Raw genomic sequence first — 12,301 nt, forward strand, 5'->3', positions numbered from 1 at the left:
TCATTATGCCATTATCCCAGCGCGCGCCCCTGTGGCGCGCACTGCAGGCAATGACGTTTAGCGCATTTGCACTGCCTTTTGCAGCCGCTGCAGACGAGACCTCGCCAGCAGCGGGCCTGCCATTGGACGAGCAAGTTCAGTACTGCGGGTCATGCCACGGAAGCGACGGAAATTCGTCTCAGGCAGGCACGCCTTCGCTCGCGGGGCAACCAGCGCTCTCGATCACCAATCAGTTGATCTATTTTCGCGAGCGGCTGCGTCAATCCGAGATAATGACACCTCAGGCGAGAGGTCTCGCTGACGAGGAGATCCAGGCCCTGGCTGATCATTATGCCGACCAGCCGGTTGCTGAGCCCACCGAAGAGCGTGACGCCGACCTAGCGACAAAGGGCCAGGATATCGTCGCGAGTAGAGGGTGCGCCAGTTGCCATAGTTCCGACTATAGCGGCCGCGAACAGATGCCCAGACTCGCCGGGCAGCGTGAGGACTATTTAGCTGGGGCGATGCAGGCCTATCGAGACCGCACGCGCGGCGGCCCCGATACCACCATGATTGACATCATGCGCGGCTTTTCAGATGAAGAGATAGAAGCGATGGCCCATTACCTAGCCCACTTTGAAGAGTGATGGAGTTTTCGAGCTGCACTATCAGGCAGCAGGCCCAATCACATGCTTCACTTCCAGATAAGCACTTAGCCCCCAAGGGCCCAATTCACGACCAATGCCGCTGCGCTTGAAGCCGCCCCAGGCGGTTTCGGGTAGCACCAACTGCTCGCTGTTGTACCAGATGCTGCCAGCCTTGAGCTGGCGGCCGATGCGTTTTGCCCGCTCAGGGTCACCGCTGATGACCGTTGCTGCCAGGCCAAAGCTGCTGTCGTTGGCGAGCTGAATGGCCTCGGCTTCGCTTGTCACGCTGTGGGCGCAGAGCACCGGGCCGAAAATCTCCTCTTTCCACAGGCGGCTCTCGAGCGGCACGTCCCGGTAAAGCGTGGGCGCCAGGAAGTAGCCCTGGGCCGGCAGCGTGCGGTGTTTAGCATCGCGTACGACTGTCAGTCCTTCCTGTTCGGCCAGATCCAAATAGCGCTGTACCGCGTCGCGCTGTTTGGCGCTGGTCAGCGGGCCTAAGTCGGTGCCTTCGGCAAGCGGGTCGCCTAGCGTTAGCGCATCCATTCGCTCTCCAAGCGCGGTATAGAGCGCTTCCGCAATGTCTTCGTGTACCAATAGGCGCGACGTTGCTGAGCAGATTTGTCCGGCATTGAAGTAAATGCCCGCCATTACCCAGTCAGCGGCTTGGGCTGGGTCGGCGTCTTCCATCACTAGAATGGGGGATTTTCCGCCTAGCTCCAGCGATACACTCGCGGTGCGGGCGCTGGCTGCCTGCATGACCGCTTCGCCCACGCGGTTGCTGCCGGTAAAGGAAATTTTATCCACATCCGGATGGTTGGTCAGCGGTGCGCCAATGCCCTCACCGTCGCCGTTGAGCAAGTTGAGCACACCCGTGGGCAGGCCAATCTCTAGAGCGATTTCTGCCAGCACTAACTCAGGGAGCGGTGTCACTTCCGATGGTTTAAGCACCGCGGTACAGCCAGCGGCCAAAGCAGGCGCTAGCTTCCAGGCGCTGGTGACAAGTGGAAAATTCCACGGCGCAATCAGTCCCACCACGCCCACTGGGTCGTGATAGGTGCGCGCTTCAACACCCTCCATTTCAACACTGACTAACTCACCCTGGCGGGCATCCAGCGCTTTAGCCTGCTTGGCGTAGTAGCGGTAGCAGGCAATGGCATCTTCCAGGTCGATCCCCGCCTCCGCCAACGGCTTACCATTGTTGGTCGCTGACAGCGTGGTAATCGAATCAAGGCGGGCTTCCAGTGCATCGGCGAACCCTTCCAAATACTTTGCACGTGCGGCACCACCCAACGCCTGCCAACCAGGCTGCGCCTGCTGGGCGGCTTGTACCGCCGCATCGACGTCGGCTGCGTCCCCAGCGGTTACTTGGGCAATACGCTCTTCGCGGTAAGGGTTCATCACGTCGAGTAGGCGCGTGCCTTTTGAGGGCACCCAATGGTTGTTGATAAATTGCTGGTTGAGTAACTGCATGATGGGATCCTATTCAGAAAATGCGCACGCACGCTGCCAGGCAGCGGCGTCAATTTCGATCAGCAGCGGCCCGTTGGGCTCGCGATTGTCGAGCGCTTTGGCAAGTTCGGCGGGGCTCTCTACCAGCATGCCGGGGCAACCAAAGCCTTCGGCCAGGGTGAGGAAGTTGGGCGCCTGAATATCCACCCCTAAGCGCGCTACGCCGTTTGCGTCCATATAGCGACGGATCTCTTCGTAACCGGCGTTGTGCCACAAAACGATGACGACTGGTAGGCGGGCTTCCACGGCCGTGGCGATTTCCGACAGCGTGAACATCACACCACCATCTCCCACCAGCGCCACCACCGGCAGGTCAGGCTGCGCCAGCTGTGCTCCCAATGCCGCGGGTAACCCATAACCCAAGGTGCCGTAACCGGTAGAGGCATTGAAATAGCGACGTGGTGCAGGCTGGCTGACCAAGTGGTTACCGGCATACACCGGCGCGGTGGAATCGCCTACCAAAATGGCTTCGGGAAGGCAGTTGGCAAGCGTTGTATAGAGGGGCACGAAATCGCTAAATGCAGAATCGTTTGCCAGATCAAGCGCGCCCAACGCTGCAGCGGTTCGCTCAATGCCTTGACGATTGAGCTGCTCGGGGAAGTAGCCAAGCAAAAGCTCCAAACTACGCCCTGCATCGCCCACCAGACCCAGCGTGGTGCGCTGGTTACGCACCAGTTGTTCGGGATCAAGATCAATCCGAATCAGCGTGCCGTTGAGGTGGAAACCATCGTCAAAGACAACGTCGTAGTCGGTTTCACCCAGTTCGGTCCCTATCGCTAGGATGACGTCCGCCTTGGCGGCAAGCTCACGAACCGCGGGCAGCGCGGCATTGGCGCCCAAATCCAACGAGTGATCGCGGCCTAGCAGCCCTTTGGCGTTGATAGTCGTTACCGTAGGGGCATCAAGCTTTTCTACTAATGCTCGTGCTGCTTCAGGCGCTGAAACGCAACCACCGCCCAATAGCACCAGGGGCTGCTTCGCTGCTTTTAGCAAACGAGCCGCCTCGGCAAGCCCTTCCGGGTCGGGGGCAGCTCGGTAAAGTGTCGGCGCTTGCCAGTTAGCTGGCACGCTGACCGGCGCATTGAACAGATCGATGGGGATTTCGATATGCACCGGGCCTGGGCGCGCCCCATTGAAAACGGCAAAGGCGCGGGCCAGCACCTCAGGTAGCGTGCTGGCATCCAGCAGCGTGTGGCTAAACCGCGCCACGCCGCTAATCATCTGCTGCTGGCTGGGCAATTCGTGCAGCCGCCCTTGGCCTAAGCCCAAAGTATCGCGGCGGTTCACGCTGGAGATCACCAGCATGGGAATGGAGTCCGCCAGGGCTTGGCCCATGGCGGTGGCAATGTTGGTCATGCCCGGTCCGGTGATAATCAGGCACACCCCAGGTTGGCCGCTGGCGCGGGCATAGCCGTCGGCCATAAACCCCGCGCCCTGCTCATGGCGCGGCGTTATATGCTGCACATCGCTGCCTTCCAACCCGCGATAAAGCTCTACCGTATGGACACCGGGAATGCCAAACAGCGACCGCACGCCGTAAGTATCGCGCAGCAGGTGAATCAGCAATTCGGCGCAGGTCATTGTCTTGGACTCTTTCATGCATGGCCCCTTAGAAGAAAAACGTGTGGGCCATAAAGGCGATGATTGGCAGCGTAATCGCGGTACGCAGCAGAAAGATGGCGACCAGTTCCCAGAGTTTGATGGGGATTTTCGACTTAAGCAGCAGCGCGCCTATTTCTGACATGTAAATCAGCTGGGTCAGGGAAAGACAGGCAATCACAAAACGAGTGAGCTCGCTTTCAATATTGGTCGCTAATACCGCCGGGAGGAACATATCGGCAAAGCCTACCAGCGTTGCGGGGGCTGCCGCTTCTGCCTCTGGGATACGCAGCAGTTCCAGCACCGGTACCATCGGATAAGAGAGCCAGGTAAACAGCGGGGTAAACTCCGCCAGAATGAGTGCCACCGTGCCAATGGCAAATACTAAGGGCAGTAACCCGAGGAAAATATCCATCACGTTGAGCAGCGCCAAACGTGCTAGCTCGCGAGGACCGGGAGCGCCAGCGGCGCGATTGGTGGCTTGAATCAAGCTATAACGAAACAGGCCGACCTTTTCGGTGCGTTCTTCGTTTAACTGACAGCCAACCGGTTCATAGTAATCATTGGACTTGCGCGATAGCGGCGGGATACGCGGCACAATGACCGCAGCGATTAATCCTGCCACTACGACCGTCGTGTAAAACTGTACAAACAGGTGATTAATATCGACGAAGCTGGTCACTAACAGCGCAAAGGCAATGGAGACCACAGAGAAGTTGGTAGCAATCACCGAGGCTTCGCGGCCATTGTAATAGCCCTGCTCATACTGTTGTGTGGTAATGAGCACACCCACGGTACCTGACCCCATCCATGAAGCAGTGGCATCAATGGCGCTGCGTCCCGGCAGGTTAAAAATTATCCGGAACGGTTTGCGTACCATGCTGCCGATAAACTCCATAAAGCCAAACTCGACCAGGAACGGTAGCAACAGCGCGGCAAAGAAGAAGAACGTTAAGAGCACCGGCGCAAGGTCATTGAGCATGACGCCACCAGTAAAAGAGGCAGTGACGAACTCAGGCCCAAACTGGAAATAGGTCATCACCGCAAACAGGGCGCCTAAAGCACGCATTGCCAACCACAGCGGCCCAACATGAAACATCTCGTGCAACATGCCTTTTTTGGCCCAGCCAGGGTTAGCTAGCTTGGCATAAACAGTGACTACCACTGACAGACAAAGCACGACTACCGCGATAGCAGGCAGCGCTGAGCCTAATAGCGTTTGCAACCCCTCCGCCATAAGGCCCATACCAATATTGATGGTATCGCCAAATTGAAAAGGGACGAGGAACAGCAGAACCCCAATTAAAGAAGGCACTATAAACTTCAGTAAATGCGCCTGGGGGATCGGCCCCGACGAGGTCGGCTCTTCGGTCTTAACGGTGCTATTCGACATAGGGTTCACCTATTGGAAGTGATTATTGGAGGTGGGCTAGCGGCGTCCTGGCAGGAAGCAGTACTTCCTGCCATATGTCTTTTTTATTAGCGCCTTGTTAGATCGGCGCTTTTTGAATCAAAACTGTTTTAACAGCGGCTTAGTCGCCACGCTTCACGCCCGGCAGGACGCAGAGCATTTCATACAGCAGCGTGGCGCCCATCAGCGCCGTGTTGCCGCTGGGGTCATAAGGCGGCGAGACTTCAACCAAATCACCGCCGACGATGTTCAAACCCGCCGCGCCGCGCACAATCTCGAGCCCTTGGGCGGAGGTCAGGCCACCCATTTCCACCGTGCCGGTGCCGGGCGCGACCGAGGGGTCCAGTCCATCGATATCGAAGCTGATATACACTGGGATATCGCCCATCTTCTCGCGCACTTCAGCCATCAACGGCGCCAGCGAGCGATGCCAGCACTCCTCAGCCTGCACCACACGAAAGCCCTGCTCGCGACACCAGTCGAAATCTTCAGGGGCGTAACCGGTCCCGCGCAGGCCGATTTGCACGACTTTGTTGTGGGCCAGCAGCCCCTCTTCCTGGGCACGACGAAACGGCGTCCCATGGGCAATCGGCTCGCCAAACATATGCTCGTTCACATCGGCATGAGCATCGATATGAATCAACCCCACCGGGCCGTGCTTTTTGGCCATGGCGCGCAGAATCGGCAGCGTCAGCGTGTGCTCGCCACCTAGCGTCAGCGGAATGCAGTCATGCTTTAACACGTCGTCGTAGAAGGCCGTGATGATGTCGACGCTTTTCGGCAGGTGGAACGTATTAATCGGTACATCACCGATATCGGCTACCTGCAGACTTTCAAACGGCGCGGCGCCGGTGGCCATGTTGTAGGGGCGTAGCATGCGCGACTCATCGCGAATCTGCCGCGGCCCAAGGCGTGTGCCGGGGCGATTCGAGGTACCGATATCCATGGGAATGCCAATAAAGGCGGCATCCAACCCTTGGGCGTTCTCTTGCGTGGGCAGGCGCATCATAGTGGCGGGGCCTGCAAAGCGCGGCATGGTATTACCGCCCAGCGGCTGATTAAACTCTGACATCGTTATCTCCTTGGATTTATTGTGGCGTTTAGGCACGGCTTATCCATGCTGCCTAGTTGAGTTCTTTGTCTTCTTGGGTTTTTTGTCTTCTAAGACACTGCACAGAACGTGCCAACCCTGCGCTAGCGATAAACAGGTAGGATTGCTGGCAAAACGATGCAAAAATGAATCAAATAGGCACACCAACGATTCATAAGTGAATCAATCATTCATTTATGAATTACTTGGGCAAGACTGGCTGCCATGAGAGATGGCGTGAGAGAAACAGAATGAGTGAAATAGACAAGCACGTACTGCAAACCATTGTAGAAACCGCCAACGATCACTTCTTTATCGTCAGTGGCGATGGGCAGATCGTGGATGTCAGCCCAGGGGCCGAAGCGGTTTATGGAGTGTCGAGAGAAGAGCTACTTTCCAGCAGCGTTCAACAGCTTCAGGCCGCTGGGGTATTGAAGCCCTCCATCACCATGGAAGTCATGCGCACCCGCCAGCCCGCTCAATTGATGCAAATCACGGGTACGGGCCGCCGCGTCATTGCGGAAGCCTATCCGGTGTTCGTAAATGGCAAGCTGGAACGCATTATCAGTCGCTCGCGAGATTTAACCGATCTGCAGTTGCTGCAAGACGAGTATGCGCTGCTACAAAAACGCTTTAGCGAACACTTAAAGCGCAGCCAGGCCGCACCGGATGCCGAAGAGCAGGCATTGGATGACGCCCTGGATAACCTGCAGGTCAGAAGCCATGTGATGCGGGAAATTGCCCTGCTGCTCAAGCGGGTCGCCCCTTCAGACGCCAATGTGCTGATGCTGGGGGAGTCAGGGGTGGGCAAGACCGCTTTTGCCAAGCAGCTACACCGCTGGAGCCAGCGCCATAACGGCCCTTTTATCGATGTCAACTGCGCGGCAATTCCTGAAAACCTGTTCGAGTCCGAAATGTTTGGCTACCAGCCCGGCGCATTCAGCGGTGCGGCACGGCAAGGTAAAGCCGGGTTATTGGAGCAGGCCGAAGGGGGCACGCTGTTCCTAGATGAAATCGGCGAGCTGCCGCTGTTGATGCAAACCAAGCTGCTCAAAGTCATTCAGGATGGCAGTCTGACTCGCTTGGGCGATACGCGCTCGCGCCGGGTCGATTTTCGCTTGGTGGTGGCAACCAATCAGGACTTGGGTAAACAGGTGGAAGCCGGGCTATTTCGCTTGGATCTTTACTACCGTCTCAACGTGATCCCAGTCACCCTGCCGCCGCTGCGCGACCGCCGCGAGGATATCCCCGATCTGGTCGAAGCGTGCTTAAAACGGCTGAACCAGCGTTATGGGCGGCAAAAAATTCTCGGCAATCAGGTATGGTCGACCCTGATGGGCAGCGACTGGCCGGGGAATGTTCGCGAGCTGGAAAACTGGCTGGAGCGGGCCTGGCTATCAAGTCCTACCGATCAAATTGAAGCCCCTACCGCACAGGCACCTACCGAGCAGCGCGCCGACAGCTTGCCGAGTGGCTCCCCTGCACCGCTGGTAGCACCGCTTGCGCCGGAAGAAAACCTCAAACAGTACCTCGAACGCTTAGAGCGTGAAGCGCTACAAGCGCTATGCCAGACGCTCCCCAGCACCTACGGCATCGCCGAGCGGCTGGGCATCAGCCAATCCAGCGTGGTGCGAAGGCTGCAGCGCTACGGCATTAAAGTCACCAAATGATTTTCTGCTTGACACAACGGCTGTCATAAACGATCCATATAAGTGTCATGCAACGGCAACACCTTCAACACAAGCTGACCTAATAACAACCAACAGCCGGTGATGTGTGTGCTATGTCTAATCAATCGCGTATCCGCCTGGAACACGTCACCAAACGTTGGGACGCGGCCACTGCTGTCGATGATATTTCCTTCGACGTTGCGCCTGGGCAATTTGTCATTCTGCTGGGCCCTTCGGGCTGCGGCAAATCAACCACGCTGCGTATGATCGCAGGCTTGGAAGAAGCAAGTAGCGGGCGCATTCATATCGGCGAGCGCGACGTCACGCGCTTGCCGCCCGGCGACCGTGGGCTGAGCATGGTGTTTCAGTCCTATGCCCTGTTTCCGCATTTAAGCGTTGCCGATAACATCGTCTTTGGCCTACGCAGCCGCAAGGTGCCCAAAGCTGAACAGCGCGAACGGCTGACCAAGGTGGCTGAGCTAGTCGATCTCACCGATTACCTGGACCGGAAACCTGCCAAGCTTTCCGGTGGACAGCGCCAGCGAGTCGCCCTGGCACGCTCGATTATCTCCGAACATCCGATCTGCCTGATGGACGAGCCGCTCTCCAACCTGGATGCCCGTCTGCGCAGCGACATGCGCCGGGAAATCAAAGCGCTCCAGAGCCGCCTGAACATGACGGTGATCTACGTCACCCACGATCAGGTCGAAGCCATGAGCATGGGCGACCGTGTCATCCTGATGCAACACGGCAGAATCGTACAAGACGGCTCTCCTGACGAACTTTATAACCGCCCCGCGAGCACCTTTGCCGCCAGTTTCATCGGCAGCCCGGCGATGAACCTGTTGCCACTGGTAGCGGGTGAAACAGGCGCTGTTATAGAAGGCGAGCCAACGGCCCCGGTCGCGCCTTTTGAAGCCGTGGGTGGCCAGCTGGGCATTCGCCCCGAAGACATTGAGTTACGTTCTGCCTCGGCTCCCGGTGTGCCTGCCAGGGTGTTGAGTGAAGAGTACCTGGGGGCGGACACGATTGCGTATGTCGCGGTGGGATCGCACAGCTTACGCGTTCGGCTCAGCGGCAAACAGACGTTGAGCGGGCAGTCATGCAGCCTCACCTGGGCGGCGGAAAATACGCATCTTTTCGATATAGACGGCTTGCGTCGTGATGACATGCCACCGGGCGTTATCGCGTCCGCTTATCGAAGCGTTCCTCGCCCACCGGCCGTGGGTTCTTTCCAACATTGATCACCGTCAACCCCTGATCACTTTCTAACCTTGGAAACTGATCTGATACTAGTGGAGTCTTTTATGTGTGCGCGGATCCCTTTTGCGATGACGGCCCTGGCAGCGGGCTTATTAAGTGCTGCCCAGGTTAACGCTGATAGCGTCGACTTGACCATGTACTACCCGGTCTCGGTAGGCGGAGCACTCACCGATGTGGTGGACAACCTAGTGGCGGAGTTTGAAAGCGAACACCCCGATATCAACGTCGAAGCGATCTACGCCGGCAACTACGATGATACCCGTGTACGCGCCATGTCGGCGATGGAAGCAGGCGACACGCCGCAACTGTCCGTGATGTTCTCCATCGATCTGTACGAGTTACTTGAGCAGAATGCCATAGTGGCTTTCGATGACCTGGTGGAAACCGACGAGGAGCGCGAATGGCTGGATAGCTTCTACCCCGGCCTGATGGAAAACGGCAAGTTGGATGGCAAAACCTACGGCATCCCCTTCCAGCGCTCCACTATCGTGCTGTTCTGGAACAAAGACGCTTTTGAAGCCGCTGGCCTAGATCCCGAAACACCGCCTGAAAACTGGGAAGAGATGGCCGAGATGGCCGCCACTGTTCGGGAAGCCTCCAACGGCGAACAGTGGGGCGTGATGGTGCCCTCTACCGGCTACCCCTACTGGATGTTCCAGGCCTTCGCGTTTCAGAACGGTCACCGGCTAATGAGCGAAGATGGCACCGAGGTCTACTTTGACGACCCCGCCGCGGTTGAAGCGCTGGAGTACTGGGTATCGCTTGCTGACGAGCATAATGCCATGCCCGATGGCACCATCGAGTGGGGCACGCTGCGCCAGAACTTCTTGGAACAGTCCACCGCCATGATGTGGCATACCACGGGCAACCTGACCGCCGTGCGCAGCGAAGCTGATTTCGACTTTGGCGTTGCCATGCTGCCGATGAAAACCCAGCGCGGCAGCCCCACCGGTGGCGGTAATTTCTACATCTTTGAAGAAGCCAGCGAAGAAGAGCAGCGCGCGGCGATGACATTCATCCGCTGGATGACCGCCCCCGAACGTGCCGCGGCCTGGTCGATTGAAACCGGCTATATGGGTGTTAGCCCCGCTGCCTACGAAACCGAGGCGCTAAACAGTTATGTTGAAGAGTTTGCGCCCGCGGCGGTGGCCCGCGATCAGCTTGAGCACGGCACTGCCGAGCTTTCTACTTACCAAGGTGGCCGTGTGCGCCGCGCACTGGATAACGCCGTGCAAGCGGCACTGACTGGCCAACTGACGCCAGAAGAAGCGCTAAGCCAAGCGCAGCAAGAAGCCGATAGCGTGCTGCGCCGCTACGCCCGCTAAGCGTTATAGGTTTCACTGTTCGCCGGGGCTCGCCCCGGCTTCTTTCACTTGTGGTGTGCCATCATGTCCTTAACCGCCTACCATAAAATGCAGCTTTACGGCGCGCTACTGTTGTTACCGGCGGCGGTACTGCTGACGACTTTCGCTTACCTTCCGACGATCACGACGGTGATCAACAGCTTGTTTTTACCCGGCTTTCGCGGCGCACCCACTGAATTCGTAGGCCTTGAAAATTATCAGGTGTTGTTCGATGACCCGACGTTTTGGAAAGTAGCTCGCAACAACTTAATCTACGCCGTCGGTACGATCCCCACCTCTATCGCGCTGGCCTTATGCATGGCGCTATTCGTTAACGGCAAACTGCGCGGGCGCGGCGTTGTACGCATGGCCTATTTTACGCCGACCATTCTGCCGATGATCGCCGCTGCCAATATTTGGATGTTTTTCTATGCTCCCCAGATTGGTCTATTTAATCAACTGCTGGGTATCCTTGGGTTTTCCGGCGTTAATTGGCTCGGTGACCCCAGCGTTGCATTGGGTTCCGTGATTGCGATGTCGGTATGGAAGGAGGCCGGCTTTTTTATGATCTTCTACTTGGCGGCGCTGCAAAGTATGCCACCCGAGCTAAAAGAGGCATCCGACCTTGAAGTTACCAGCCGCTGGAGCTTTTTTTGGCGGGTCACCTTCCCCCTATTGATGCCCACCACACTGTTTGTGCTCATCAACGCCTTGATTAACGCGGTAAGGGTGGTGGATCACTTGTTCATTTTGACCAAAGGCGGCCCGAATAACGCCACCAACCTACTGCTCTACTACGTCTACGAGAACGCCTTTTCATTTTTTGACGGCACAACAGCCGCCACTATTACGGTGGTTATTCTGCTGGTACTCGCCGTCGTTGCCACGCTCAAGTTCACGATTCTAGATCGTAGGACGCACTACCAATGAACACCGCCACCTATGCGTCCCGCTCCCGTTTCGACTCCATTCCAGCACTGGAAACCGTGGCCGCGTGGCTGTTGGCGATTATTTGGATTTTTCCGTTGCTCTATGCCTTTTGGGCCGCCTTTCACCCCAGCGAGTTTATGGTGAACTTCGAGCTTTTCGCCCCGCTGACGCTGGAGAACTTCGCCAACGCCTGGTCGCAAGCGCCCTTTGCCCGCTACTACCTGAATACCTTCGCCCTGGTGACGGGGGTGGTGATCGGTCAGTTTGTGGTCTGTACCCTGGCGGCGTTTGCCTTTGCGCGCTTCCCGATTCCCGGCAAAAACGTTCTGTTTATGCTGGTGCTGATCCAGCTTTTCGTGTTCCCCGAAGTGCTGATTGTAGAGAACTACCGCATCGCCAGTGAGTTGGGCCTGATCAACACCATCACCGGGATTGGCCTGCCCTATGTCGCCAGCGCTCTGGGTATTTTTCTGCTGCGCCAAACCTTTAAAACCATCCCAAGGGAGCTTGAAGACGCCGCCCGCATCGAAGGCTGCAACTGGCTGGAAATTCTCTGGAAGGTGTACGTACCGCTCGCTAAGCCTACCTACCTGGCTTATGGGCTGGTCTCGATTAGCCACCATTGGAACAACTTTATCTGGCCGCTGGTGGTGACCAACTCGGTAGAGAGCCGCCCATTAACCGTAGGGCTAGGGGTCTTTTCCGCTCCCGAAACCGGCGTTAACTGGGCGACCGTCAGTGCCGCAACCCTGCTCAGTATCGCCCCGCTGCTGGTCGCCTTTCTGCTGTTCCAGCGCCAGTTCGTACAATCATTTTTACGGGCGGGGATTCGCTAGGCCAACTCCTTTGAATTTTCGTGC

General features: G+C 57.3%; 10 protein-coding genes. 6 read left to right on the forward strand and 4 right to left on the reverse strand.

From position 1 onward, the window contains the following. Positions 1-5 precede the first annotated feature (5 nt). A complete protein-coding gene (locus ACUN8H_RS08950) occupies positions 6-626 on the forward strand; it encodes a c-type cytochrome (protein WP_445531793.1) in 621 nt (206 codons plus the stop codon). A gap of 21 nt (positions 627-647) precedes the next feature. Here the strand turns inward: ACUN8H_RS08950 and ACUN8H_RS08955 are convergent, their stop codons facing one another. From ACUN8H_RS08955 to speB, 4 genes are all read right to left on the reverse strand, one after another. Continuing rightward, positions 648-2,096: an aldehyde dehydrogenase family protein gene (locus ACUN8H_RS08955; protein ID WP_445531794.1), complete on the reverse strand. Its 1,449-nt coding sequence runs from the start codon at positions 2,094-2,096 to the stop codon at positions 648-650. Positions 2,097-2,105: 9 nt separating this feature from the next. After that, positions 2,106-3,734: a 5-guanidino-2-oxopentanoate decarboxylase gene (locus ACUN8H_RS08960; protein WP_445531795.1), complete on the reverse strand. Its 1,629-nt coding sequence runs from the start codon at positions 3,732-3,734 to the stop codon at positions 2,106-2,108. Between the two features lie 10 nt (positions 3,735-3,744). Beyond that, the gene (locus ACUN8H_RS08965; protein WP_445531796.1) at positions 3,745-5,127 is read right to left on the reverse strand and encodes a YjiH family protein; all 1,383 of its coding nucleotides are present in this window, start codon (positions 5,125-5,127) and stop codon (positions 3,745-3,747) included. A gap of 139 nt (positions 5,128-5,266) precedes the next feature. After that, positions 5,267-6,217 (reverse strand): agmatinase, encoded by a 951-nt coding sequence (speB, locus tag ACUN8H_RS08970; protein ID WP_445531797.1) that lies wholly within the window; start codon positions 6,215-6,217, stop codon positions 5,267-5,269. Positions 6,218-6,486: 269 nt separating this feature from the next. On the opposite strand from speB, the gene ACUN8H_RS08975 reads away from it, so the two are divergent. The 5 genes from ACUN8H_RS08975 (at position 6,487) to ACUN8H_RS08995 (ending at position 12,277) form a co-directional block, all read left to right on the forward strand. Then, positions 6,487-7,905 (forward strand): sigma-54 interaction domain-containing protein, encoded by a 1,419-nt coding sequence (locus tag ACUN8H_RS08975; RefSeq protein ID WP_445531798.1) that lies wholly within the window; start codon positions 6,487-6,489, stop codon positions 7,903-7,905. 113 nt (positions 7,906-8,018) lie between these two features. After that, positions 8,019-9,149: an ABC transporter ATP-binding protein gene (locus ACUN8H_RS08980; protein WP_445531799.1), complete on the forward strand. Its 1,131-nt coding sequence runs from the start codon at positions 8,019-8,021 to the stop codon at positions 9,147-9,149. 63 nt (positions 9,150-9,212) lie between these two features. After that, positions 9,213-10,493 (forward strand): ABC transporter substrate-binding protein, encoded by a 1,281-nt coding sequence (locus ACUN8H_RS08985; protein ID WP_445531800.1) that lies wholly within the window; start codon positions 9,213-9,215, stop codon positions 10,491-10,493. A 63-nt stretch (positions 10,494-10,556) separates the two neighbouring features. Further along, entirely contained in the window at positions 10,557-11,441 is an 885-nt protein-coding gene (locus ACUN8H_RS08990) for a carbohydrate ABC transporter permease (RefSeq protein ID WP_445531801.1), read from the forward strand. Continuing rightward, a complete protein-coding gene (locus ACUN8H_RS08995; protein ID WP_445531802.1) occupies positions 11,438-12,277 on the forward strand; it encodes a carbohydrate ABC transporter permease in 840 nt (279 codons plus the stop codon). The genes ACUN8H_RS08990 and ACUN8H_RS08995 overlap by 4 nt, the downstream gene beginning before the upstream one ends. Positions 12,278-12,301: the final 24 nt, after the last annotated feature.

This window comes from Vreelandella sp. V005, from assembly GCF_052645115.1.